This is a genomic window from Luteibacter sp. 22Crub2.1 (genome assembly GCF_900167995.1).
GTDB lineage: Bacteria > Pseudomonadota > Gammaproteobacteria > Xanthomonadales > Rhodanobacteraceae > Luteibacter > Luteibacter mycovicinus.
Genome location: NZ_FUYT01000005.1, coordinates 160,997 through 186,881 on the forward strand (window position 1 = coordinate 160,997; position 25,885 = coordinate 186,881).

A 25,885-nucleotide genomic window follows, 5' to 3' on the forward strand; every position below is an offset into this window, starting at 1 on the left:
CCCGTCGACGTCCTCATCAACGTAGCCAAGGCAGCCTTAAAAGACCTCGGAAACGACTAGAGCGAAGATCGCTGTCCGGTCGGGACGTATCGGAAAGTCTCGGATGTAGTCACAGGTTTCCCGGATGGACCGAGCCGCGTAGGCGGCCGCATTCTCGCCGGGTCTTGGATTGCTGCACCAGTTGGCGTAGGCCAGCTCGAAGCCTTGCGCCGTCCGAAAGAATACATCTCCGCCCAGGACCGCTACCCCGGTGTCGGCGAGCAACTGCGCTGCTTCGATGGCGTCCTCGGCATCGAGAGCGACGTCCTCCGTGCCGAACGCGTCCATCATGGAAACGCCGCGATCCCTAACCCAATTAAGAAACGGTGATGGAAGACTCATTGCGGGTTACCCAACACCCTTGTGGGACACGCGATCGTCATTCTTCGCGCGATTAGAGTCCGCGATACCCGCGGAAAACGCCTTAGCCGCCGCGTAGCTGACAGCCGCACTTTGTCAGGCTAGTTGCCGCTATCGCGGAAGTGTCTACGATGTTTTTTCCAGATCTATCGGTGGTGAACCCAATGTTATAACGCTCACCCTCATTGAGGAGCGGAGTTTTATTGGCTTCGAACTCGTAAAGGGTGGAAGTCGTTTCAGGGTGAAACTCATGGCGATACACAGCCGCGCTAATCCGGGTGATTTTGTAGTCGGTAACAATCAGATCATGGATGGTCTTTAGATCACGCGGCTTCATTCCGTTGCTCCGTTGGCTTTATGACTTTCGGGAATAGATTCTTAGGCGGGCCAGTACATCCGTTTGAGCGGCACCATCCGCTTCGTCTCACTGTCCGTGGCTTCGTAGTGCTCAACGAGGGTGCGGACCAGGGTGTCCAGGTTCCACAGCGCCAGAGGCACGGTCGCCTGCTCGACCTCATACAACGCATCCTTAGGTCGGTCGCGGATTCACTTGGCCAAGCTGAAGTAACCCACCAACGCATTGCCATCGGGTAGATCTTGCGACTGCGCAATCGCAATCACAGCTCCATCCGGCAATGACCACACCGACATGGCGGCCGGACCGGTCACCCGGGTGACTCGTGAAATCTCTTTTGCGTGGAGCCGATCAACGAGCTGGTTTCCCAGCTCGGCATGGACCACTACCCACTGCGGCCCGATGGCGGGACTTACGCCGGTGAACACGAACATACGCTGATCCACGATGTGGTAGCCGTCCAACTCGTTTACCTGTGCGGCAACCCGGCGCACCAGGTCGGCCTGTTGCTCTGGAAAACAATCCGCCGCGATGGGTTGGCGCGGATTGAACAGCTCGCTGGTAGGCAGTTGGTCCAGAGACATCGGGGCATCCTTTGCGGAAATAGAAGCGCCCACACACAGTAGGGCAAAAACAACGAATCGGAAGATAACGGTCATATCAGCGCACCATGACCGGGCCGGTCTGAACCGGCGCCTGTTGCTGGGCCGCCTGCGCTTGCTGGGCCACTTGAGCTTGCTGCGCCTCGATAGCCTGGAACTGCGCCTGGCCCTGGGCGTGGAACGCCTGGCCGTCGGGCGACTGGGCCAACGCGGTCAGCGCCTGCCCCATCGCCGCCGGATCGTTCATGCTGGCCAGAAGCCGATCCATGGCCACGTCCCCGGTGCTGGCCTGCGGCGGGGCTTGCTTCGGGTCGGCATGAGCAGGCTGCCCCTGGGCATGGTCCTGCGTGCGCTGCCGAGCCTTGGGGCCGATTTCCAGGTCATCCAGGTGACCGTTGTCCAGCACCGTCTTCAGGTCTACTTGAACGGTGGGGGAGAGGGAATCAATGCCCATACCGGGCGCGTGATTGTGGCCCCAAGGGTTGCGCAAGGACATGGCCACATTGCCCTGGGCGTCCTTGCTGACCCCTTCGACCATGTAGACATGGCCCACGCCATGGTCCCCTTGGATCAAGCCGTCGTTGGGCACCGTCTTCATGTAGTTGGTGCTCAAAAGAACCGGTCGCCCTTCCTTGAGCGCGCCATCCAGCTGCTCGTAGACCTTCTCCGGAGTGGCCTGCTTCGCGTCGTGTGCGACCCGGCTGCATCAAACCAGCACGGCCGCTGTTACCAAGGTGAACTCGGCTATGGGCGCGCTGGACCAGGGACTGGCCAAGGCCAGAGCTTCTCTTTCTCGGCAAATCACGCTGGGCTACTTCGCCATCATGGGAGCCATGCTGTTGGCGGTCGGCGGCGGCGGCGTTGTGCTCTGGATGGAAAAGCAGGCTTACGAGGACGCTCGGGCGCGCACCGCGGCGGCAAACGTCAGTGCCGACACCGCTGCCGCTTTCGCGCAGGTCAACATGACCTCGTGTGGCGGTCGCCCTTGCGTGAAGCTGGATACAAAGTCACCGCGCTGGGGTGACAAGGGCCAGTATGTTCTGGTGGATACCAAGGCGCTGGCGAAGTAACGCATAAAACTCGACAGCACTCGCATCGAGGTCACTGCCGCGAGCTCGGCATTTCGAAAGCGACGTATTACGTGTGGAAGTCCAAGTACGGCGGGATGGAGGCATGGTCACGAACTCCACGATCGGAGCCGCAGGTTCCTTTGGGGCTGCACATGCGGCAGCGAAGGTTGCCAGGTTGGCTTACCGAGTCGATCTGGATCACGACGGCTACTCCAGCACGCTGGCAGGCGGGTTGACTGAGCCTCAGGCAAAAGCGGTAGCGGCGGAGGTCCTTCGACATGTGCCGACGCTGACCTAACGCGACCATCGGGGCGACGGCGCCGTCCAGCGACGTGGGCCCTAATAGCCTCAACGTTCCGCGTCAGGCCTGGAGCGGCTGTCGAATCAGAACCAATCTACTGAGATTCAGGAACCGGGTGCCAGGCCGAGCGCGAGCGCCATGCCCGCAAAGGCGCCCACAACGGCCAACAGCGCGCCGAGCGCATGGCGACGGAGGAAGGGTTTTCGCATTGCCAAGAGTTGCGCCTTGGCTTGCCGAACACCCTCGCCATCGCCAGGGCGAATGAGGCGCTGGGGTCGGAACACAAAATCAAACCGCAGCGAGGGAGTCGCGGCTAGGTCCAGCCATTCACCGCGCGCCTGGGCGGTGCGTTGCGCCGCCCGAAAGGCTTGCTGCCCCCGCGCAAGGTTCCACAGCGCATAGCCCACGCCAGGCGCGATGCCTAAGAAAAAACCCACTTCGCTGGCACTCACTGCAGGGATTCCCGTTGGTTGGGCCTGGGGTCGTTCGGCCGCGGATTCGGTGGCAGCGGCAGCGGCGGCGGCGCGGTGGTCGCCGGACCGACCGTGACCGTCGGCTGGACCGGGTTGGAGCCCAGCCAAGTCATGCCCCCCGACTGCGTCACCGAGGTATGGATTTCGACAGGGGCCACGGTCAGGCGGGTCCCGAACGTCACCGACTGGACCGCCTTACAATCCGTGCACAGGCTTCGTTCGTAACCCAACGAGGCGCCAAAAAGATTGACGGCCCCTCCGGCCGCCCCATTGCTGCTGGCTGCTGCCATTTCTTCCGCCGAGTCCGCGGGCGAGTAACTCAGCACCAAGCCGCCACCGGTGCCCACATCCGTGCTGGCCACGCCGCCGGCGGAGCCATAGCCGCCGACACGCCAGGTGCTCGGGCTCCAAGACGTCGCACTGAAGGTCAGTTGGCCGGTCACGGTGCCCCCGGCCAGGGCCGAAGCATTCAGCGTGCCGCCGATGGCAAAGGTCGCGCGCCCATCCGGGTCAATGTTGCGCACGGGATTGTTGTTGCCATACGCATATCGGTTGAAAACGAACAGGTCGGCCGCCTTGCCCGGTGCGGGGTCCACGCTCAAAAAGCGTCCGGTCTGAGGGTCGTAATACCGGGCCTGCATATACACCAGGGCCGTATCCACATCCTGGACATGGCCGGCGTAACCGGGGCCATCGGCGGGCGAGCCCAAGGCTTGGCCGCCATACGGGCGATAGTCCACGGTGTTCAGAAGATGCCCAGACGCATCGGCCGTGGCGAGCACCGATCCTTGCGGACTGGTGTAGTAATAAGTCACCGTTTCGTCAGCCGCCACAGGGCCCATGCCCAATGCCAGCACCAGCGATGCCCACGGACGCGCTCGACGGGTCGTCATGACCGCTGTCTCCTTGCGAAGCGATGCTGTGCACGACCGCGTGCGCCGTGCCCCCAGTGCCCACCCCGGAGCACCCCTGGGCCCGATGATAGGGAAACGTGATCGGTTCGAGCAAGACCAGGCGAATGGCCTCGGTAGCCCGTCTGAGGCTTGCCCGAGCGGACGGATTCGAACCGACGGGACGACATGCACCAGACTTGGGCGGGACACAGAGATGGGCGGAGGTGACGCTGAGGGGCACCGCCTTACGAGCGACAGGCCGCCATGTGCCGAGACAGTATCCGGGAAGTTGGAAAGGGTGTCCGGGAAAAATATGGCAGGAGTGACAGGGTCTTAGTGGATTTTATGTAGGAACACATATAGACCCTACATACTCTCCCGGTCTCGTTTGCTGGTCAAAAAATGATCATTTTGAAGCGCGATAGCGGTGGCTCGGGGCTGGCTCATCTACGTCACCCTCCCACAGCAGCAAAAGGAGTCAAGTCGGCGTAGGAAACTGCGTAAGTGCTTGCGGAGGCTCGAAACGTGACGTCCATCACGCGTTTCCGGCAACAAACGCCAGCGGATGCGGTTGACGTTTTTGATGGTCGGCCTCCCCATCGCATGTGCTCGGTCCGAGTCCGTTTGAGGTTGGCAGGGTCGAAAATCAGGCGAAGTTGGGCAGGCGCAAACGGCTCCCAACCGTGGCCCTCATCGCGGGCTGCCTTCTTATCCGACTTTTTGAAGATCACCAGGCCTTTGACGGGATTTTGTCCGCGCTCGATGTGACCGGCACGGATTTGCGCTTCAAAAAGTTGAGACACATGGGACACCATCATCGCCACCGTGCGCCGCGAGAGGCCCGACTGTTGGAGTTCGGCGGCCCACCGTGCTGCGGTGGATCGGCTGATTTGTGCGATGCGAACGGTCGGCGCAATGGCTGACAGGAACGACCTAAAAGCCCGGTCTCGCTGCTGCCAAGTGTCAGGCTTCATGCCGATCGCATCGGTCTTCCTATAGATCTCCACGGACTGGTAGAGCGTGGGGCCGTCAAACGGGGGCTTCTTCTCCTTCGGCGACAACGGCCGGGCTGCCGTCAGGAGTTCCAACGCGCGGATGGCCGCGGCGTTATCACGGTCGGTGCCATCGGTTCGAACCGAGTAGCCACCCTCGAAATGGTGATCGATCTCGAACTTCGAAATCCGGGTTGGATCGAAACTGTTCCCCATACGCAGCGCTTCCCTGGCCTCGACGATGGTCCGAGCATACTGCGCGCCGAGGGCATACGCATACGCTTTGGCGAGGCCTGGCTCACGGGTGCCCAGGCTGCGCTTGATGACCTTCTTGCCAAGCGTGCCCACGAGATCACGCGGGACGATGATCCGGAAATACCACATGCCGGATTTGTGCCGAAGCAGATGATGGGGTAGACGCATATGCGTGTTGACCTACCCGGAAGCCCCAAAACGAAAAACGCCCAGCGATCTAAGATCACCGGGCGTTCAACGACTTGTATCAAGTGGCGGAGAGGGAGGGATTCGAACCCTCGGTACGCTTACACGTACGCCTGATTTCGAGTCAGGTACATTCGACCACTCTGCCACCTCTCCGTGAACGGTCGACGGCAGGGCTTTCGCTCTGCCGGGCCCGCAATGATAGTGGCTCTTCCCCGCCGTGACAACAGCCTTTTCATACGGCATCCTGCCTGAGAAACCCGGGCCCCCAAGGCCCCCTCCTCCGCTTTCCCAAGGCCCACATGATCGAGTTTGGACACGGCACCCACACGGGACTGCGCCGCACGCGCAACGAGGACACCTATTACGCCGATGCCGGCCTGGGGTTGTTCCTGGTCGTGGATGGCATGGGCGGTCATCAGCATGGCGAGGTGGCGTCGGCCACGGCGCGCGATGGCGTGGTCGCTCAGGTGACGGCCGGACAGTCGCTGGTTGACGCGATCCAGCGGGTGAATGAGGCGCTGATCGCCCGCTCCAGCGGGCTGTCGGAGTCGCGGCCGATGGGGACGACCATCGCCGCGATCAGGATCGTCGGGCGGTCCTATGAGGCTGCCTGGGTCGGCGACAGCCGGATCTATCGCTGGCAGCACGGCTCGCTGGAGCGCCTCTCGCATGACCATTCCATCGTCGAAGCGCTGGTCGAGGCGGGCGAGCTGACCGAGGCGCAGGCGCGGACGCATCCTCAGCGCAGCGTGCTGACGCAGGCGCTGGGAATCACGGCGCCGGAGCAGTTGCATATCGGACTGGCTCGCGGCGAGCTTTCGTCGGGGGCGCGGTTGCTGCTGTGTACCGACGGCCTGACTGACGAAGTCGTCGACGCGCGGATCGGAGAGATCGTCGGGCGGACGGATATCGCGGCTCAGGAGGCGGTGGATCACCTGATTCTCGAGGCGCTCGGTGGGACGGGGCGGGATAATGTGACGGCTATTTTGTTGCGGGCTGCTGGGTAGAGCTCGCACCTTGGGCGCTGAGGGGGCGGGTTTGTCGCGCGCGGGGCGCGCTCCTACTGGGTGCGCCTGACGTGGCTTGACTGTTTAGTGGATCGTTTCGGACTCTAGTTTGCGCCAGACGCTTTGGCCGCCGGCGGCTTTGTCGAGGGCGTCGAGGCGGCTGGTGTGCAGCTCGAGTTCTTCGGCGGTGGCGCGGCGGACGACCGGGCGGCGGGTGATCACGATGTCGCCGAGGACGTTGGTGCGGCCGTGATCGGCGGAGGCATCGAAGGCGAGGTCGAGCACGACCTGGCCGGAGGTCATCGCGACGTAGACGTCGGCGAGCAGCTGGGCATCGAGCAGGCCGCCGTGGACATCGCGGCGCGAGTTGTCGACGCCGAGGCGCTTACACAGCGCATCGAGGCTGTTGCGCTGGCCCGGGTACATGGTGCGCGCCATGGTCAGCGTATCGAGCACGCTGGCGTAGTCGGTGGTGCTGCCGTAATTCGGCCCGAGGCGCTTCAGCTCCGCGTCGATAAAGCCGACGTCGAACACCGCGTTGTGGATGATCAGTTCCGCGCCGCGGATGAATTCCAAAAACTCGTCCACCTTGTCGCGGAAGAGCGGCTGGTCGACGAGGTCTTCGTCCTTGATGCCCGTGACCTTGCTCGCCTCTTCGTCGATCTTCCGCTCAGGGTTGAGATACGTATGGAAGTTGCGACCGGTCGGGCGGCGGCCGATCATCTCGACCGCACCGATTTCCACCAGGCGGTGACCGAGGTGGGCTTCGAGGCCGGTGGTTTCCGTATCGAGAACGACCTGCCTCATGCGAACTTCCCTTCCTTGTAGAGAATGGCCTGATCGCGGGCGGCGACGTCGACGCGCTCGTTTTCCACATGGCCGTTATGCCCCTTCACCCATTCCCAGGTGACGTCGTGCGCGGCGGCGGCGGCGTCCAGACGAATCCACAGATCCTGGTTTTTCACCGGCTTCTTGTCGGCGGTTTTCCAGCCGTTGCGGCGCCACTTCGGCACCCACTCCTGTACGCCCTGCATGACGTACTTGGAGTCCGTCATGAGGTGCACGTTGCAGCGACGGGTCAGCGCCTCGAACGCGGCGATCGCGCCCATCATTTCCATGCGGTTGTTGGTGGTGTCGCGCTCGCCGCCGGAAAGCATCTTCTCGATGCCCTTGGCGCGCAGCAGCGCGGCCCAGCCACCCGGGCCGGGATTACCCAGGCAGGCGCCATCGGTGAAGGCTTCAACTCTATCGATGTCGGTCACGGTATCGGTCATGGAACTCAGCTTATGGATTCACGGGCGTTGCGACGCGCGCCGGAGGCGAGCGTGCCAGGCATCGGTGCGGGCACCGCCGCCATGCGGGGGCGCAAGGGTACAGCCGACGGCCGCTTTTTGCGCGCCACCAGGAAATATCCGCCGCCGACGAACGAGCCGTGCGCGGGGGCGCCGCCAGCACGTGGCCAGGCGCTGCCGAGGCGGCGTGGCATCGACAGCTCGAACTCGTCGCGTACCAGACGCTGGCTCCACCACCACGGCCAGGTGAGGCGCGGCCTCGGGCCGCGGCTCTGCCGGGCCACCCATGGCGACCACAGTCCCAGCGGATGGATGCCGGTGATCGCCAGCATGCCGCCCGGGGCGAGGACGCGGATCGCTTCGTCGAGCAGGTTGTCCTGCCGGGCGGTGGTCTCGAGGGCATGGCGCAGCAGCACCACCCCGAATGCCTCGTCGGCGAACGGGAGGGCCTCCAGGCCGCTCGCGCGGATGTCCCCACCCAGTTCCGCCCCGGCGACCCGCACGGTCGCCCAGTGGCCCAGCAGGGGGATCGCGGGCGGCTCGGCCTTCGCCGAGGTCGTCAGGTGCAGCCCGTGGTCGCCCGTGCAGCGCGCCAGCAGGGGCGCCAGCACGCGCGCTTCGTCGGCCAGCAGCTTGCGGACCTGCGGCGTCGCGTAGATGTCGGGGGCGAATGGAGCCATGGGTATCGAGTGTAGTGGGGTTGTTCGAGGCTCGCACCGGTTAACAAATGGCTAACGAGCGGGAAATACCCGGCTGATATATTCCGGCCTCCCCGCCCGACAGTCCATCGCCCGGGCGGCCATTTTCTGGGAGTTCGCCCGATGCATTGGGTTCCCGTCGCGGCTCTGAGCGACAACTACATCTGGCTGGTCGCCGATGACGAGGGCAATGCCTTCGTCGTGGATCCCGGTGAAGCCGCCCCCGTCGAAGCCGCGCTGAAAGAGCGAGGCTGGACGCTGACGGCCATCCTGCTGACCCACCACCATAACGATCACATCGGCGGCGTATCGGACCTCGTGCGCAATCACGACGTGGACGTGTACGCCACGGCGGATCCTCGCATCCAGCCGAAGAACCACTTCGTGGAAGACGGCGACACCATCACTCTGGATGCGCCGAAGGCGACCTTCAAGGTCATCGCCGTGCCGGGACACACCAGCTCGCACGTGGCGTATTTCGGTGAGGGCTTTCTGTTCTGTGGCGACACCCTCTTCAGCGTCGGCTGCGGCCGACTGTTCGAAGGCACGCCGGAACAGATGCTCGCGTCGCTGGACAAGTTCGCCGATCTGCCGCCGGAGACCCTGGTCTGCTGCGCGCATGAGTACACCGCGTCCAATATTCGTTTCGCCCTCACGGTGGAACCGGACAACACACCCTTGCGCCGCCGTCGTGACGAGGTAGCGCGCCTGCGCGAGGAAGGCCGGCCGAGTGTGCCGAGCCGCCTCGCCGACGAGTACGCCACCAATCCCTTCCTGCGCGTGGACAGCGAGGCCGTCGCCCGCTGGTCCGAAGCGCAAGGTGGGGCCCACGCCACACGGATAGAGCGGTTCGCCGCTCTGAGACGTGCCAAGGACAGCTTCTGAGCATGAATTCCCTACGCCGGCGCCTGTTACCTTCGCTCATGCCCTTGTTCCTCACGGCATGCGCATCGACCATGACGCCGCGTGTGCCGACCACGCCACTGGCGGCGGCACCGCAGACGGCGCCGGTGAACGACGTGACGATGTCGCCGAAGCTGATGCGCCCCGCCCCGCCCGCGGACTTCTGGGGCAGCATGCGCGACAGCTTCGCCATGCCCGGCTGTGAAGCGGACCCGCAGGTGATGGCCTGGGCTCGCACGTATACGAAAATGCCCAACCGCTTCGAGCAGCAGGTCAACGAAGTGCTGCCGCTGATCGTATACGCGCACAAGTCGGCGATGCAACACAGCGTGGCCGGCGAGTTCGCGCTGCTGCCCTGGGTCGAGAGCCAGTATCGCCACGTGCCCGGCGCGAAGAACCGCCCGGCTGGCATGTGGCAGATCATGCCGCAGACGGCGCATACGCTGGGCCTGCGCGTGGACAAGAATTACGACGAGCGACTGGACATCACCAAGTCCACCGAGTCGGTGATGTCGATGATGCGCCGCTACTACGACGACCTGGGCGACTGGCGTCTCGTGGATGTCGCTTACAACGCCGGCGAGTTCGGTCTGAAGAGGACCATCGACAAGCACGGCGGCCCGAGCGATGACGACGGTATCCCCGACGTCCCGATGAAGGCGAACACGCGCGAGCATCTGGTCAAGCTGATGGCGATCGCGTGCATCGTGCGTGACCCGGCGCGCTTCAACGTGCAGTTGCCCAGGCAGGACAACCAGGACAGCTTGCAGGTCGTCCAGGTATCGAACCCGCAATCCCTCGCGCAGGCGGCGAAGCAGTCCGGGCTGTCGATGGGCGATCTGCGCGACTTCAATCCGGCGTTCCGCACGACGAAGGCTACGGTGTCGTCGTCGCTGCTGCTGCCGAAATCGGCGGCGGATCAGTACAAGCTAGGCCCGGTGGATCCGGTGGCCGATGTGCCGGACCCGACAGCGGATGACGCGGACGTGGCTGCGGCGGATGTGCCGGCGAAGAGCTCGCGCAAGGGCAAGGCGGCGGCGAAGGTGTCGAAAACGGCTACGGCGAAGGCTTCGAAGAACACGAAGACGAAGGCACCGTCCGATGCATCCGCAAAGAACGATGTCGTGATCCACAAAGTGGATAACGGCGAGTCGCTCTGGACGATCGCGCGCCGTCATCAGGTGAGCGTCGACCAGCTGATGAAGTGGAACGGGCTGCAGACGCAGGCCGTGAAGCCGGGCCAGGTGTTGCGGCTTACGGCTTCCAAATAAGCCGGACGGAGAGGGGACCTCGGACACGCCCGAGGTCCCGGCCAGACCTCAAAGCTGCACGACATCCCACTGCACGTCCGGATGGGTCTCGGCGTCGTAATCGACACCCTTCACCTCGAAGCCGAACAGCTTGATGAAGTCGTGCTTGTAACCGGCATAGTCGGTCACCTCACGCAGATTCTCGGTCGTGACGTTCGGCCAGAGCGCCTTGCACTCGGTCTGCACGTCATCGCGCAGTTCCCAGTCGTCCAGACGCAGACGACCCTCGGCATCCGTCTCCGCCGCCTGACCATCCGCGCGGTACAGACGGTCGTGAAACAGACGGTTGATCTGTTCGATCGTGCCTTCGTGAATGCCCTTCGCCTTCATGATCTTGAAGACCATCGACACGTAGAGCGGAATCACCGGAATCGCCGAGCTCGCCTGCGTTACCACCGACTTCATCACACCGACGTACGAGCGCAGCCCCTTCGACGCATAGCGCGTGCCGAGCTCCTTCGCCGTGCGATCGAGATGCTGCTTGGCCTGACCCAGCGTGCCGTGCCAGTAGATCGGCCAGGTGATCTCGGTGCCCACATAGCTGTATGCCACCGTGGTGGCGTTGTCGGCGAGCACGCCGGCTTCGCTCAGTGCATCGATCCAGAGCGCCCAGTCCTCGCCACCCATGACGGTGACCGTGTCCTTGATCTCCTGCTCGGTGGCGGGCTCGACGGATGCCTGGATCACGGCGTCCTTATTCGTATCCACGGACGAGGCGGTGAACGTCTCGCCGATGGTCTTCAACGCGGAGCGCACCACTTCACCGGTCTTCGGCAGCTTGCGCACGGGCGACGCGAGCGAATAGACGACGAGGTCGACGGTGCCGCCCATCTCGGCCCGGATCAGCTCGATGACCTTCGCGCGGGTTTCGTCAGCGAAGGCGTCACCGTTGACCGAGCGGCTGTAAAGGCCTGCATCGGCGGCGAGCTTGTCGAACGCGGCCGAGTTGTACCAGCCGGCGGTGCCGGTCTTGGTGTCGCTCGACGGCTTTTCGAAAAACACACCCAGCGTGGCGGCGCCATGACCGAAGGCCGCGGTGATCCGCGAGGCCAGGCCATAACCGGTGGAAGCACCGATGACCAGCACACGCTTCGGGCCGTCGGCGAACGCGCCGCTGGCCCTGGTGATGGCGATTTGCTCTTCCACATTCTTTGCACAGCCGACCGGGTGGGCGGTAGTGCAGATGAAGCCACGAACCTTGGGTTGAATGATCACGGGTTGTCCCTTTGACGCGATAAGGCGCCCATTGTAAATCGGGCGGCCCACCATGCGCTTCCGCATGGACGGCAGCCAGCCCGGTCGGCGAGAAACAAAAAAAAGGCCTCTCCGGAGAGAGGCCTTCCTTGGGATAGCCGTAAGCGTTACATCCGGTCGGCGGCGACCTTGATCTCGCCCTTCGCCTTCAGGGCGTCGATGTATTCGATCGTGGCGGCCTGAGCCATCGCGTCCATCATCTGACCGCGCAGCGCGACGCGCTGTGCCTTCTCGACCTTGGACGGGTCGCCATCGGTGACCTTGTCGACCGCCACGAGCGCGTAGGTACCGTTACCGGTCGCCACGCTGCTCCAGGCGCTCTTGCCATCGACCGGATGCGGCAGCGAAAACGCCTGCTGCAGGACGGCCGGCGGCGCGTCCTTGATCGTCGCGAGCTTGCTGCGCTCCAGCCCGGTCAGGGTCTGCACCGGTGCCTTCACGAGGCTGGCGACATCGCCACCCTTGCTCAGCTGCGCGGCGAGGTCATCGGCCTGCTTCTTCGCGGCGGCATCGACGCGCTCGTCGAGGATGCGCTGACGCACCGCATCGGTCACTTCGGCCAGCGCCCTGGGCGCCGCTGCCGCATGCTTGTCCAGATGCATGACGACCGCATCGCCCTGCTGCACCTGTACCAGCGAGGAGTTGTTGCCCTGGTTCACCACGTCGTCGCCGAAGGCGGCCGTGACGAACTTCGGGTCCGCGGCGACGCCTTCACCACCCTGGCGACCGAACATCGGGGTCGTCTTGATCTCGACGCCGAGTTCCTTCGCGGCGGGCTCGAGCGAACCCGGGTTGCGCTCAGCCAGATCGGCCAGCTTACCGGCGCGCTCGTTGTAGAGGCGCTCGCCTTCGCTCTTGGCCCAGTCGCCGGCCAGCTGCCCGCGAACCTCGGCGAACGGCTTGGCATCACCCTCGCGCGCATCGCGCACCCAGATGATGTGATAGCCCTCTTCCGGCGAGAGAATCGGCTCTTTGGTGATCTCGCCCTTCTTCAGGCCGAACAGGGCGGTATCGAACGCCGCGTTGGCGACGCCCTTTTCCAGCCAGCCCAGATCGCCACCGGTGCGCTTCGAGCCCAGATCGTCCGAGTTCTCTGCGGCAAGCCTGGCGAAGTTTTCCGGGGTGGCTTCGGCGGCGATCTTTTTCGCCTTGTCGAGCGCGGCCTTCTGCTGCTCGGGCGTGGCGTTCTTCGGAACGTCGATGAGAATGTGCGACGCTTCGCGCTGCTCCGGCTGCGCGTAACGCTGCTTGTTCTTGTCGTACTGCTCGTGAAGCTGCTCGTCGGTCGGCTCGCCGATCTTGAGGTCGGCCTGCTTCACTTCGATGTACTGCACCGAGACCTGCTCGGGCGTGGTGTAGTCGGCGATGTGCGACTTGTAGAACGCGTCGATGTCCGCATCCGCGACGGTGGCGTCGGTCAGGGACGGACGCGGCAGCACGGCGTAGCGCAGATCGCGCTGCTGGCCGTGCAGACGGAAGAAGTTGTCGACGTCGGCTTCGCTGACGATCGTGGTTGCCGAAATCGCTTCCGGGATCATCTGCGTGGCGAGCGACGTACGGACCTTGGTCTCGTACATGGCGGGGCTCATGCCCTGCATGGAGAGGATCGCGCGATAGGCTTCGGGACTGAACTGCCCGTTGACCTGAAAGCCGGGATCGGTGGCGATGGTGGTGCGCACGGCGGCGTCGGAGACGGTCAGACCGAGATCGGTGTTGGCCTGCTGCAGCAGCGCCTGACTGATCATGCCGTCGAGCACCTTCTGCTTGAGCTCGGGCTTCTCGAGATCCGCTGCGGTGAACGGCGAGTTCGGATCCTGTGCGGCCTGCTGGCGAAGACCATTGAGGCGGTCCTGCCACTCCTGCTGCGAGATCTCGTGGTCACCGACCTTCGCGACGTACGTATCGACGCGCGAGACGAAGTACGACTCGATACCGAAGAACGCGACGGCGAAGACGCAGACACCGAGGACGATGGCGGCGGGCCAGCCATGGATCTTGTTACGCAGGGCTTGCAGCATGATGCGACTCGCAAGGTTTACGCCGGAAAAGTCCTCACCGGCGGATAGATAAAGCAAAGGCGCCACGCGGGCGCCTTTGCGGACAATGGCGGAGTGGACGGGACTCGAACCCGCGACCTCCGGCGTGACAGGCCAGCATTCTAACCGACTGAACTACCACTCCACTTCCCGTTGGTGGGTGCTGAGGGGATCGAACCCCCGACCAGCGCCGTGTAAAGGCGACGCTCTACCGCTGAGCTAAGCACCCCTTTACGGGGAAGACTGCTTAGTTTACGTGATCCTTGAGCGCCTTGCCAGCGGTGAAGGCCGGGACCTTCGACGCCGGGATCTTGATCTCTTCGTTCGTGCGCGGGTTGCGGCCCGTGCGGGCGGCGCGGCTGCGCAGCTTGAAGGTGCCGAAGCCGACGAGGGCAACGTCTTCACCCTTCTTGAGGGTGTCCTTCACCGCTTCGATCAGGCCTTCGAGCGCCTTGCCGGCGTCGGCCTTCGACAGTTCAGCCTTTTCAGCAATGGCGGCGATCAGGTCGGTTTTATTCATTACGTAACTCCCTTCAAAGGTAATTCGAATCGCCGGACGGCGATCCTTGGCGAGAAGACGTCAGGTTACGAATCTCACCATGTGGCATGACTCAGCAACCCCGCGATCCAGGGCGCCCTTGCGGCGCGGGCGATGGCGGAGCGGACTTTATACCAGTGCCCTACCCCTACCGCAATACGAGCAATACCAACGCTTTCAGCGGGTATGCATAAAAAAGATTATCGCGAAGCGATCGTGACAGGACGACGAAAAAGAAAAGGGAGCACGGTGACCCGCGCCCCCTTTTCGTATGCGATGAAACACTCAGGCGATCAGTGAGTAAGCGACGGCGAACCCTTGCCCTTACCCTTGCGACCCGGCGCGGGCGCCACGTCGACACCGGCCTCGCCCGCGCCCTTCTTGCTGGGCCCGATCGGACGCTCGAGTGCGAGATCGAGCACTTCGTCGATCCACTTGACGGCGTGGATGTCCAGCGAGCTCGTGATGTTCTCCGGCAGGTCGACAAGATCTTTCTTGTTCTCGTCCGGAATGATCACGGTGGTGATGCCGCCGCGATGCGCCGCAAGCAGCTTCTCCTTGAGTCCACCGATGGGCAGCACGCGACCGCGCAGCGTGATCTCACCGGTCATCGCCACTTCGGAGCGCACCGGCACCTTGGTCAGGGCCGACACGAGCGACGTGGCCATGGCGATACCCGCACTCGGACCGTCCTTGGGCGTCGCGCCTTCGGGAACGTGGATGTGGATGTCGAGCTTCTCGTGGAAGTCGGGCTCGATACCCAGACCCGCGACGCGTGCGCGTACGACGCTGAGCGCCGCCTGGATCGATTCCTTCATCACGTCACCGAGCTGACCGGTATGGACCAGACGGCCCTTACCCGGCACCACGGATGCTTCGATGCTGAGCAGGTCGCCGCCGACCTGGGTCCAGGCCAGACCCGTGACCAGGCCGACTTCGTTCTGCTGTTCGGCGCGACCGAAGTCGAAGCGACGCACACCGAGGTAATGGTCGAGGTTTTCGGCATCGACGCGGACCAGATCCGGCGCGAGGGCCTTGCCTTTCGCCGCCTTGCCGGCCGCCTTCTGCACCTTGGCCTTCGCCTTGGCCGGGACCGTACCCAGCGCGATTTCCTTCACCACCTTGCGGCAGATCTTGGAGATCTCTCTCTCCAGATTACGCACGCCCGACTCGCGCGTGTAGTAACGCACGATGCCGCGCAATGCGCTTTCATCGATACCCAGCTCCTCGGACTTCAGGCCGTTCGCCTTCAGCTGCTTCGGCAGCAGGTACTTCTGCGCTATGTTGAGCTTCTCGTCTTCGGTGTAACCGGGAATACGGATCACCTCCATACGATCGAGCAGCGGGCCCGGGATATTCAGCGAGTTCGCGGTCGCGATCCACATGACTTCCGAAAGGTCGAGATCGACTTCGAGGTAGTGATCGTTGAACGCGCTGTTCTGCTCCGGATCGAGCACTTCGAGCAACGCCGACGACGGATCGCCGCGGAAGTCCATCGACATCTTGTCGATTTCGTCGAGGACGAACAGCGGATTCTTCGTGCCGACCTTGTTGAGGTTCTGCACGATGCGCCCCGGCATCGAACCGATGTACGTACGACGATGGCCGCGAATCTCGGCTTCGTCACGAACGCCACCCAGGCTCATGCGGACGAACTTGCGGTTCGTGGCCTTGGCGATGGACTGGCCGAGCGAGGTCTTGCCAACGCCGGGCGGACCGACGAGACAGAGAATCGGGCCCTTCATCGTGTTCACGCGCTGCTGCACCGCGAGATACTCGAGGATGCGGTCCTTGACCTTCTCCAGACCGAAGTGATCGGCGTCGAGCGTTTCCTGCGCGAGCGCCAGATCCTTGAGCACCTTGCTGCGCTTCTTCCACGGCACGCCCACCACCCAGTCGAGGTAGTTGCGCACCACGGTGGCCTCGGCCGACATCGGCGACATTTGTTTGAGCTTGTTGAATTCCTGGCGCGCTTTCGCGAGCACGGCCTTGGGCATGCCCGCCGCGTCGATCTTCTTCTGCAGCTCTTCGATTTCGTTGACGCCCTCGTCGCCTTCACCCAGTTCCTTCTGGATGGCCTTCATCTGTTCGTTGAGGTAGTACTCGCGCTGGCTCTTTTCCATCTGCGACTTGACGCGGCCGCGGATGCGTTTTTCGACCTGCTGCAAGTCCATCTCGCCATCGACGAGGCCGATGAGCAACTCGAGACGCTCACCGACATCGGAGGTTTCGAGCACACGCTGCTTGTCCGCCATGCGCACGGAAAGATGCGCGGCGATGGAGTCGGCCAGACGCGACGGATCGTCGATGCCCGAGAGCGTCGCCAGAATCTCCGGCGGCAGCTTGCGGCTCTGTTTGACCAGCTGTTCGAACAGCGAGACCAGCGAGCGCGACACGACGTCGAGCTCGCGCTCGTTCTTGCTGTAGATCGGCTCGATGACGCGGGCGCGGCCGCTCATCATCCCGGCCTCGTCCTCGAAGGCGTCGATCTGCACGCGCGACTGCCCTTCGACCAGCACCTTCACGGTGCCGTCGGGGAGCTTCAGCAGCTGCAGGACGCCCGCGAGCGTACCGACCTGATGCAGGTCGCCGATCGAGGGATCGTCGATGTCGGGGCTCTTCTGGGCGACGAGCAGGATCTGCCGCTCGCCTTCCATTGCCCGCTCGAGCGCACGCATCGATTTGTCGCGTCCCACGAAGAGCGGGATGACCATGTGCGGGTAGACGACAACGTCACGCAATGGCAGGACCGGCAATAGGTCCAGCTCGGATCCGCTCGTGGTCTGGTTGCGATTCTTCGCCATGTGCTTAGGGTTTCCCTCAGAGTTTTTTGGGCTCGCCCCGACACTGCGCCGGAGCCGCCATACACGTCAAGTGGTGGTTCGCGAAGGACCGATCAAGAGCGGCACGCCGAAAGAAAAACGGCCCCGGCGTCAGTGACGCCGGGGCCGTCGGTGTACGTAACGCCCGTTACGTCAGGCGGCGTCGCCACCCTCGCCCGCGATCCTCTGCTGCTGCAGGTTCCCGCGGTAGATAAGGTACGGCTCGGCCTGGCCAGCGACCACCGCGCAGGCGACCACAACCGCGCTGACCGCCTCCAGCAACGGAACGGCAAACAGAAACCCAACCAAAACCTAGTCGAGAATGCCACGCACGACACCGGCCCCCAGCACGCCCGGGAGCGCGCCACCCACAACGAAGGACAAGGCTTCCCCGCGGAACGCGAGAACCCCGCCCGCCACACCGAACACAACGAGGAACCACATGCGGACCGCCATCTCAGCCCCGATCAGAAACGCAACCAGGGCAAACGCATAGACGACCAAGAGCACCACCACGAACGGCAAGCCACCGACCAACGCACGAAGCAGACCGAAACGCACCAGAGACAACGGCGAGACCACCCACAACGACGGCCACACCGGCTCGATCCGGTCCAGCGACCGCAACGCGCCCGACAAGCACAGAACCGCGGACTCCGAACACGACTGGATCAACCCGACCAGCACGGCAAAAGCGACACCACAAACGAAAACGACAGCCCGAGCGACGACAACAACGAACACATACACCGCATCCGGACCAACACCCACCGCCACAACCAACGCGACCACACCCACCAGGACATCCAGCAGAGCCTGCTCAACGCCCGCAACCAACACGCCGAGGAGGAGCCACCCCATCACGACCACACCAGACAGCCCGCCGACGGAGAACACCCAGACCACGACGACCTGCGCCAATTCGACCACGGAGTCGAACACCACCAAGACCCCCTCCACGAGGGGGTCGACAACCGCACCGACACAAACGGCATCCACCAGCACCGCGGCAACAACGACGCCGAACAACACAACAACCAACCCAACCAGAGCGAACACCACCAGCAGCAAACCCGAACCCGCAACACCGACCAGGAGAACCTTCGACCGGACCACCACAACAACGCCGTCCTCCGCGACAGAAACCACGCGCGCGAAGTGGCGATAGACCACGACGAAGACACCGTCCACGCCGCCCGGAGCGCACAACACGCACCCGGAAAACGATCCCAGGAGACCCCGCGGCAGGCGAAGCGGGCGCCAACCCAAACACCCCGCTCCTGACAGAGCCCCCCCAATGAGAGCGGCGCAAAGACCAACGCACTCCGCGCAGACGAACACACCGGAACCAGCGACCAACGTGCCCAAGGCATGCAGGCTCCGACCACAGAAACAAAAATAAAGAATCGCTCCCCCGCCGCTCCAACAGCCCTGACGCGAGCCGCCCACCCCCAGAGCACGACTGAAAAGCCAAGCGCCCCGTCACAAAAGCACACCACTCAACCCAACCAAGCAGGGACGAAAGACCGCCTGACGCAAAAGAATAAAGGCAAATCAAGCCGAACACACCCACCCGACGGTACGCCGAGCAGCAACCGAACCGAGCAAGCAACAAGCCGCACATACGGCCCAACGCAACAAACCGTCGCGCCCAGGGTCCCAAGCGACCACGCCGAACGGAAGACCACCGACACGGCCAAGGATGGCAGGGAAACGCACGCCCATCCACAGGAATCCACCGGAGCCAAGATCAAGAACCCCAGCAGCCCCCCAGACACCGCAAGCAAAGAACCGGGGAAGCATCAACCGCCAATGAGCCAACAAGCAACCACGGCCCGCAGCACCAGCCGCAAGCAACAGGCCACCAACAGACGCAGCCGGACACACACACAAGAAGCCGACAACCCCCCACACAAACGCCAGAGCAAAGTAAAGAGCCATACAAGCGCGAACGCAACCACCGGAGCGCCGGAGCTACACATCGACGGCCTTAGCAAGCGAAAAGGAACCCAAGAACAGCAACTCAGCGACGACCAAATAGGCCAACTAGCCGACGAAAGGACCCAACGAGAAAAGGACGCCCGCACTGAGCAAACGCCAACAGAAAAAGAACGAACCCGAAACACCCGAAGTCCGCCCAACAAAGAAACAAACCAGGCGAAGACACTAGACAACAACAACAAACACGGCGAAACCCCTAACGACGCGGCCCCCGCGCCGAAAACAACAGCAATGCTAAAGACCCCACCCCACACACCACAGACGCGAAGAACAGGCCAGGCCCCCGCGAGGTCGAGGAGCCAACAAACCACGCACCCACCGGAACTAACAGAACCCACAGCCACAGCCAAGACAGCAACGCGCAACCACAGTCACACACCGCAAGCACACACAACCCGCCCTCAAAGCGCCAGGCAAACGCCCAAACAAACACAACCAAACCCTCACGACCCACACGAACCCACCGAGAAACGCACACCGCCACCACGACAACACCGGCGACCACGAGCGCCCGAAAAAACGCGAGAGCCTCGCCGACCAACCCCGGAAGCCCCCCCAGCCCAACCCCCAGAACCACGCCGACAAGCCCGCCCGCCGCAGCGTCGCAAACCAGCCCCGCAACCCAGACGCCCAAACAGGCCCAGCACAGCCGCCCCGACAAGTCCAACCACAGACGCGCCACCACAGGCGCCGCCAGAACCCACCCCAGCCTCGCCCGAAATCACCAACACAACATCCCCAGAGCCCCCAAGCACACACCCAACAGCGCGACCAACTCGCAGCACACCGCCCGAAACTGGGCAGCCCGCACCGCGAGGATCGGGAACGCGAACCAAGACGAACCCCCGGCAAACCCAGCAGTGCGCAACTCCCACGGGAAGCCCACCGCCGGCACCAGCCCCACGCCAACCAAACCACAGGAAAACCACCCGTCCAACCCCTGCAACAGCCACCCCCAACCAAGCACGCGACCAGCACGCCAAACACCTGCGGAAGCAAAACGAGAAGCACAGAAGCCGGCCCCCGAGCCCAAAAACACGAACTCCCCGTCCGTCCACGCCCGCAACACTGCGTCCAAACGCCGACGCGGCGCGCGCAAAGGCCCAAGCAACGAACCAAGGCCCCCGTCCGGGACCGCCCCCCCAGCGCCGGCGAGCCCCATCCGCGAAACGCCAACGGACCGAAAACCCCCAATAACTCCAAAACGACCCCGCGACGCCACACCGCCGTCCGCCGCGGCACCCCGGCGCACCACAGAACCATCGGCAATCAGCCGGAACGGACCCCCCGCCACGCCCCGACGAACCCGGCTCCAGACCAGAGACGACACCCCCACAACACCAACACCCACCCAGAAACGCCGCTCGATCACGTCCGTACACACCGAACCCCCAAGGAACAACACCACACGCACCGGGCGAAACATCGCCGCGATCCGCACCCTGACCTCCCACGCGAGACGCTCCGCCGGCAACGCCACCCTGACCGGCCGCCCGAGCTGGCCCACACCCCAAACCAAAACCTGCATCACCGCGCCCGAAACCACGAAAACCAGAGGGAAGCCACCACGAACCTACCCAGCGTCGCCGCGACACGCATCCAACACCCCCAAAAACCCCGCAAACGACCGCCCAGTCGACGAAGCCACCACACACCGAAGCAACCACCGGAAGCCCGGGAGCCACCGCCAAAGGCCACCCACTGCCCAGACCAAAGAATCCCCCAAAGGGCCGAAAACGCATGCCCACAACAAAAAAAACCCCCAACCAAAACAAGACGCCAGTAGGACCCCCAAACGAAGCAGAGGCCAGACGCAGCACAACAGAGCCCCACGCCAACCGGGACAAATCGGAACCCACGACAACCGCCACGGCGTTCGCTCACCCAAGACTATACCGAACGCCTGACGAAAGGCACCCAAGCAGAACCCCACACGAAACACCACCCGAAGAACCAAGACCCGCCGAAGAACGTCCCAGGAAAACAGAAGCTACGGACCCCAACCACGCACGCCCCGCAGCACACCCTCCCGCCCACAGAAACGCAGGGCCCACACAGCAACAACCCCGCCCAGCGCCAATTCCACCACACGAAACACGCGCACCCACTAAACCCAAACGCTAGCTCACGTCACATCCACCGCCTCGACGGCAACACAAAGAAAAAGGCCGACAAGCCCAACCCCCAACGAAGCCAGCACAAACGGGCCAACACCAGACCCCCAAACAACCACAGCCAAAACACCCCCCAAGGGCAACCACACCCGAAGGAAGCCACACAGCACAGCAACACGCGGCAGGAGCGCCCAAAGCGCGAGCACCCCCCTACAGCCGAAACAAATCAAAACCGCCATCCCGACGGGCGCCCGAGAACGAGACCGAAATCCCCCCCACCCCCAAGCCAACCGCAAAGCCCGGCCAACCAGACAAACCCGAATAAAGCAGTCGCGCCCAGGGAAAGAACCGCCGCGGCCGCCGCCCCCCAGGCACACGGGACCGCGCACGCGCGGAAGCGAAAGACCCATCGCCGAACCACCCCAGAAAAGCCAAACGCGACCTGACACACGACGAGCCCAGAGACCGGGTGCCCGCAGACGGCCACCTACCCTCCACCGCAGCGCCGCCCGCCAGCAGACGGAGGACACGCAACACAAAATGCGAGCCCCGCTCCCCCCACCCGCAGGCGTGCCGAAGCACACCCGCCCAGCCGACAGACCAGACAAACTCCAACAAAGCGACGAACCACGGCGGCGACGACCCCGGCAGCGCATCGAACAACCGCCCCCACGCCCAGGACGACACCACCGCCCAGCGCGACCCCAACCCGCCCACACACCACCGAACAACCAACCACCCACGCGCAAGCCGCGCCCGCAGGCCCAGCGCCAGGACCGACCGGCCGGACCGCCCCAAGACCACCCCCAACACCAAGTACCGCCCAGACCGCCGCCACCCGAACTGCTCCTCTACGCACCACCAAGAAGCCGCCAACCCCAAACCGGACGCCCAGCGCGAGGCCCACCGGCCAGCCTCCAACGGAGGCCCACCGCCGCGCCGGCACGCACAGCCCCACAGCAAGCCATTCAACGCCCGCGCGCACACCAGCATGCGCCGTCACCAAGCTCGCCCGCGCCGCCGATCAGACGCCCAGCGAACCGAGCACGACCCCGGACGCAGCACCAGGGACACCACGAAAAAAATCAAAAACAAAAAGGACCCACCAGCGCCACTGACCGCAGAGGCAACGGCAACACCGCCCCCGAGCAAGGCAGAGGCCACACGACCCCTAGGCCCACCCCAAGACCCCGCAAACGAACGACCCGAGCACGCATGGAAAGCCGCTAAGAAACGCGCTCCAAACGCGCACCACCAATGCCCGAGCAACACGAGAAGGCAAACAACAGCGACGCGCCGCAGCAAGGCCACGCGCAAAAGCAAGCGACGAAACGAACGGCCGGACCAAACCACGACCAAGACGACCGCAAACACGCACACACACCGCCAGACACACAGAACGGCCCAAGGACCGGCGGCACGCACGTCCCGGCAACGCACCTCGCGCGCCAGACCCGCACCGACACGGGAAAGAGAGGGTCACCGAACAGAGAACAACCACCACCCAGCAACCCCCAAGCCCATGAATCAACGAACTTCGGACTGGTGCGAGAAGGGGGACTCGAACCCCCACGGGTTACCCCGTCAGAACCTAAATAGAACTGAATCGTATGCGCCCCAATAGCAAAATGCACGTAGGTGCCGCTGGCGGTTACGGCGGGGTGCCGGTGGCACCTAGAAGAAGGTGCCGCTGGGTGCCGCCAGCACGCAGCGAGTGAATAAAAGTCGGAGCATCGAGGGAACGTCAGTTCCCCCCTAAGGGTTCCCTAAGGGTTCCCTAAAGGCTCCTTAAAGAATCCCTAAAGACGCCCTGGTGCCCTCGTGGCTCCGGGGCGTTTTCGTGTGGGCGCTCGCCCACCAGCAGAACAACCCATCGACCCATCCAAGGCCCCCCCTCGTGGGGCCTTTTTCGTATCTGGAGCCCCCGCATGAATATCGTGCAGACCACCGAGCAAGACCTTAGAGCCCGCCAGATCGCCCTGGAGGAGGAATCCCTCACTCTCGGCATCGACCGCTATAAGAAGGAACGCGAGCGCACCGATGAGGCCGACACCGGCCCCGGCAAGCGCCTCGTCCGCGACGCCATCAATCTCGTGGCGACGGGGATTGAGCAGTTCGTCGCCGAGGCCCGCAATGGCAAGCCCGGCAAGAAGCACACCGCCGTTCGCTGGGCCGAGGACTTCCCGGCCACCGAGCTGGCCTACCTGACGTGCCGTACCTGCATGAACGCCGTCTCCACTGGAGAGACCCGCGTGCAGACTGCCGCCGAGGCAATCGCCACGGCCGTCGAGGACTCCATCAATTACTCCCGCTTCCAGCAGGAAGCACCGGGACTCCATAAGCACCTGCAAGACGTCCTGAAGAAGGCCACGTCGAAGCGCCACAGCCGTAACGTCATGGAGGCGGCCATCCGCCGCACTGAGGTTGAGCAGTTCGCCTTCCCCGGCAACGACGGTATGCACTTCGGTATGAAGATGATCGAGCTGTTCATCGAGACCACCGGGCTGGCCGAGCTGTTCAACGACAGCAGCCACGGGAAGACCCGCGAGCGCGTCCTCCTGCGTGGAACCCCTGCCGTTCTCGAATGGCTCGACAAGGCCCACGACGCCGCCGCTCACTTCTCGCCCGTCCGTATGCCCATGCTGGTTGCCCCGAGACATTGGACTGCATCCAAGGGCGGTGGCTACCTGACGGACGCTGGCGGCCTCGTGCCCCTGGTCCGCACACGGAACAAGGCGTACCTGCGCGAGCTGGATAACGCCGACATGCCTAAGGTCTACGAGGCGATCAACGCGATCCAGGCGACTCCGTGGCGCGTTAACTCTGCGGTCCTGGCAGTCATGCGGGACGCGTGGGAGGCAGGTGGCGGCATTGGCGACCTCCCGCACCGCGAGCTTCAGGCTGTGCCGCCACTCCCCTCCGAGGACATGGAGGTCTACAAGGTGGACCACCCTGAGGAGTTCAAGGCATGGAAACGCAGCCGCGCCGAGGTCTATGAGAAGAATGCCCGCTCGGCGTCCAAGCGCGTGGCGGCGGCGCAGAAGATCGCCCTCGCGGCCCGGTTCGCCCCCGAGGAGGCCATCTACTTCCCGCACACCCTGGACTTCCGTGGTCGCGTCTACCCGGTCCCCGGCACCCTGAACCCTCAGGGCGACGATCAGGCCAAGGCGCTCCTCCACTTCGCCAAGGGCAAGCCGCTCGGCTCCTCAGGGGCCAGATGGCTCGCGATCCACGTAGCCAACCTGTTCGGCGTCGACAAGGTTCCGTTCGAGGAGCGCATTGCGTGGGTGCATAGTAATGAGGAACGCATCCTCGACTCGGCGCTCGACCCGCTCGACGGGCAGCGCTTTTGGACGGAGGCCGACTCCCCCTACTGCGCCTTGGCGGCCTGCTTCGAATGGGCGGGTTATAAGATGAGTGGCGAGGACTTCGTGTCCCACCTCCCCATCGCCCTCGACGGCTCCTGCAACGGCCTTCAGAACTTCAGCGCCATGCTGCGGGACACCGTGGGCGGTGAGGCGACCAACCTGATCCCTCAGGTTCGTCCGGCCGACATCTATACGAAGGTCATGCACGTCGCTCAGGCGCGCATCAAAGCCGAAGCGGAGGCGGGCAACCCCTTCGCGATCTCATGGGACGGCACGTTGTCCAGAGACCTCGTGAAGCAGCCTGTGATGACGCTGCCCTACGGCGTCACTAAGTCCGGTATGCGGAACCAGATCGTCGAGAAGTGCAAGAAGCTGGGACTCGACGACTCCAGAGATCGGGCCTCGTACCTGGGCGACATCCTGTGGGAGTCCATCGGTCAGGTGGTCATCGCAGCCCGAGAGGCTATGGACTGGTTGAAGGACGCCGCCAAGGTAGCAGCGAAGGGCGACATGCCTGTGAGCTGGACCACACCCGCAGGCTTCCCGGTCCTTCAGGAGTACCGCGTGAGCACCGGCATCGACATCAAGACCTACGTCTCGGGTCGGGTGGTGAATATAAGTCGGAGCATTGATGGAACAAAACTCGACGGCCGCAGACAGGCCCTCGGCATCTCGCCGAACTTCGTCCACTCGTGTGACGCAGCCCACTTGAAGCTCACCGTCTGCACTGCCCTCGACAACGACATCACCGACTTCGCGATGATCCATGACTCCTATGGAACCCACGCGGCCGACACCGACATCCTCGCTGCCTCGCTAAGAGCAGCCTTCGTTGAACAGTACAGCCGCGAGGTCCTGACGGACTTCCGCGACGAACTCGCCGCCCAGCTCACACCTGAGCTGGCCGAGAAGCTCCCGGAACTCCCGCTCTGCGGTGACTTGGACCTCTCCCTCGTGGAGCAGTCCGCCTATTTCTTTGCCTAAACGATTACCTACTCGTAACTCTTGAGGAA

Annotated in this window: 22 protein-coding genes, 3 tRNA genes and 1 pseudogene; 6 read left to right on the plus strand and 20 right to left on the minus strand. The window is 63.7% G+C overall.

Translation table 11 applies throughout. The annotated features are described in order from the left end of the window. Positions 1-36: 36 nt before the first annotated feature. From imm40 to B5X73_RS06555, 5 genes are all read right to left on the minus strand, one after another. Positions 37-330: an Imm40 family immunity protein gene (gene imm40 / locus B5X73_RS06535; RefSeq protein WP_176167750.1), complete on the minus strand. Its 294-nt coding sequence runs from the start codon at positions 328-330 to the stop codon at positions 37-39. 133 nt (positions 331-463) lie between these two features. Further along, positions 464-736 (minus strand): hypothetical protein, encoded by a 273-nt coding sequence (locus B5X73_RS06540; RefSeq protein WP_051943459.1) that lies wholly within the window; start codon positions 734-736, stop codon positions 464-466. Between the two features lie 41 nt (positions 737-777). Continuing rightward, positions 778-921, minus strand: a complete 144-nt coding sequence (locus tag B5X73_RS06545) for a hypothetical protein (RefSeq protein WP_254857246.1) — start codon at positions 919-921, stop codon at positions 778-780. 24 nt (positions 922-945) lie between these two features. Continuing rightward, positions 946-1,413 (minus strand): hypothetical protein, encoded by a 468-nt coding sequence (locus B5X73_RS06550; RefSeq protein ID WP_139382679.1) that lies wholly within the window; start codon positions 1,411-1,413, stop codon positions 946-948. Position 1,414: 1 nt separating this feature from the next. Continuing rightward, on the minus strand, positions 1,415-1,969 hold the full coding sequence (locus B5X73_RS06555) for a hypothetical protein (protein WP_139382680.1): 555 nt from the start codon (positions 1,967-1,969) through the stop codon (positions 1,415-1,417). Positions 1,970-2,102: 133 nt separating this feature from the next. Here B5X73_RS06555 and B5X73_RS06560 point away from each other — a divergent pair, with 133 nt between their 5' ends. Both B5X73_RS06560 and B5X73_RS20575 read left to right on the plus strand, forming a co-directional pair. Beyond that, on the plus strand, positions 2,103-2,426 hold the full coding sequence (locus tag B5X73_RS06560) for a hypothetical protein (protein ID WP_079521020.1): 324 nt from the start codon (positions 2,103-2,105) through the stop codon (positions 2,424-2,426). Positions 2,427-2,455: 29 nt separating this feature from the next. Continuing rightward, positions 2,456-2,530, plus strand: a pseudogene (locus B5X73_RS20575) (transposase); the annotation flags it as partial. Positions 2,531-2,831: 301 nt separating this feature from the next. Here the strand turns inward: B5X73_RS20575 and B5X73_RS06565 are convergent. The 4 genes from B5X73_RS06565 to B5X73_RS06580 form a co-directional block, all read right to left on the minus strand. Then, positions 2,832-3,179, minus strand: a complete 348-nt coding sequence (locus B5X73_RS06565; protein ID WP_079521021.1) for a hypothetical protein — start codon at positions 3,177-3,179, stop codon at positions 2,832-2,834. Continuing rightward, positions 3,176-4,093 (minus strand): RHS repeat-associated core domain-containing protein, encoded by a 918-nt coding sequence (locus B5X73_RS06570; RefSeq protein WP_079521022.1) that lies wholly within the window; start codon positions 4,091-4,093, stop codon positions 3,176-3,178. The genes B5X73_RS06565 and B5X73_RS06570 overlap by 4 nt, the downstream gene beginning before the upstream one ends. A 452-nt stretch (positions 4,094-4,545) precedes the next feature. Continuing rightward, positions 4,546-5,508: a DUF6538 domain-containing protein gene (locus tag B5X73_RS06575; protein ID WP_139382681.1), complete on the minus strand. Its 963-nt coding sequence runs from the start codon at positions 5,506-5,508 to the stop codon at positions 4,546-4,548. Positions 5,509-5,592: 84 nt separating this feature from the next. Further along, positions 5,593-5,682: transfer RNA gene (locus B5X73_RS06580), tRNA-Ser, on the minus strand. A gap of 146 nt (positions 5,683-5,828) precedes the next feature. Between B5X73_RS06580 and B5X73_RS06585 the strand changes: the two genes are divergently transcribed. Further along, a complete protein-coding gene (locus tag B5X73_RS06585) occupies positions 5,829-6,536 on the plus strand; it encodes a PP2C family protein-serine/threonine phosphatase (RefSeq protein WP_079521024.1) in 708 nt (235 codons plus the stop codon). Positions 6,537-6,620: 84 nt separating this feature from the next. On the opposite strand, the gene dnaQ is transcribed toward B5X73_RS06585, so the two are convergent. The 3 genes from dnaQ to B5X73_RS06600 are packed head-to-tail and all read right to left on the minus strand — an operon-like array spanning position 6,621 to position 8,508. Beyond that, entirely contained in the window at positions 6,621-7,343 is a 723-nt protein-coding gene (gene dnaQ / locus B5X73_RS06590; protein WP_036112072.1) for a DNA polymerase III subunit epsilon, read from the minus strand. After that, positions 7,340-7,789: a ribonuclease HI gene (gene rnhA, locus B5X73_RS06595; protein ID WP_139382693.1), complete on the minus strand. Its 450-nt coding sequence runs from the start codon at positions 7,787-7,789 to the stop codon at positions 7,340-7,342. Before rnhA ends, dnaQ begins: the two co-directional genes overlap by 4 nt. A 26-nt stretch (positions 7,790-7,815) precedes the next feature. After that, positions 7,816-8,508 (minus strand): methyltransferase domain-containing protein, encoded by a 693-nt coding sequence (locus B5X73_RS06600; protein ID WP_036112069.1) that lies wholly within the window; start codon positions 8,506-8,508, stop codon positions 7,816-7,818. Between the two features lie 141 nt (positions 8,509-8,649). Here B5X73_RS06600 and gloB point away from each other — a divergent pair, with 141 nt between their 5' ends. Further along, on the plus strand, positions 8,650-9,411 hold the full coding sequence (gene gloB / locus B5X73_RS06605; protein ID WP_079521026.1) for a hydroxyacylglutathione hydrolase: 762 nt from the start codon (positions 8,650-8,652) through the stop codon (positions 9,409-9,411). A gap of 2 nt (positions 9,412-9,413) precedes the next feature. Next, complete coding sequence (locus B5X73_RS06610; protein ID WP_079521027.1) at positions 9,414-10,700, plus strand: transglycosylase SLT domain-containing protein; 1,287 nt, start codon at positions 9,414-9,416, stop codon at positions 10,698-10,700. A 48-nt stretch (positions 10,701-10,748) separates the two neighbouring features. On the opposite strand, the gene fabV is transcribed toward B5X73_RS06610, so the two are convergent. The 8 genes from fabV to B5X73_RS06645 form a co-directional block, all read right to left on the minus strand. Then, positions 10,749-11,954, minus strand: coding sequence for an enoyl-ACP reductase FabV (gene fabV, locus B5X73_RS06615; RefSeq protein WP_036112063.1), 1,206 nt, complete (start codon positions 11,952-11,954; stop codon positions 10,749-10,751). Positions 11,955-12,100: 146 nt separating this feature from the next. After that, positions 12,101-14,011, minus strand: coding sequence for a SurA N-terminal domain-containing protein (locus B5X73_RS06620; RefSeq protein ID WP_079521028.1), 1,911 nt, complete (start codon positions 14,009-14,011; stop codon positions 12,101-12,103). A gap of 86 nt (positions 14,012-14,097) precedes the next feature. After that, positions 14,098-14,174 (minus strand) — tRNA-Asp (locus tag B5X73_RS06625). A 9-nt stretch (positions 14,175-14,183) separates the two neighbouring features. Next, positions 14,184-14,258, minus strand: a tRNA-Val gene (locus tag B5X73_RS06630). An 18-nt stretch (positions 14,259-14,276) separates the two neighbouring features. Beyond that, entirely contained in the window at positions 14,277-14,549 is a 273-nt protein-coding gene (locus B5X73_RS06635; protein WP_036112061.1) for an HU family DNA-binding protein, read from the minus strand. A 311-nt stretch (positions 14,550-14,860) separates the two neighbouring features. Continuing rightward, positions 14,861-17,371, minus strand: coding sequence for an endopeptidase La (lon, locus tag B5X73_RS06640; RefSeq protein WP_036112059.1), 2,511 nt, complete (start codon positions 17,369-17,371; stop codon positions 14,861-14,863). Positions 17,372-17,542: 171 nt separating this feature from the next. Then, positions 17,543-17,698 carry a hypothetical protein gene (locus B5X73_RS20930; RefSeq protein WP_176167751.1) on the minus strand — a complete coding sequence of 52 codons (156 nt, stop codon included), beginning with the start codon at positions 17,696-17,698 and terminating at the stop codon, positions 17,543-17,545. 3 nt (positions 17,699-17,701) lie between these two features. After that, positions 17,702-18,562, minus strand: a complete 861-nt coding sequence (locus B5X73_RS06645; protein WP_139382682.1) for a hypothetical protein — start codon at positions 18,560-18,562, stop codon at positions 17,702-17,704. A 4,870-nt stretch (positions 18,563-23,432) separates the two neighbouring features. On the opposite strand from B5X73_RS06645, the gene B5X73_RS06665 reads away from it, so the two are divergent. Beyond that, on the plus strand, positions 23,433-25,856 hold the full coding sequence (locus B5X73_RS06665) for a DNA-directed RNA polymerase (RefSeq protein WP_079521033.1): 2,424 nt from the start codon (positions 23,433-23,435) through the stop codon (positions 25,854-25,856). Positions 25,857-25,885 lie beyond the last annotated feature (29 nt).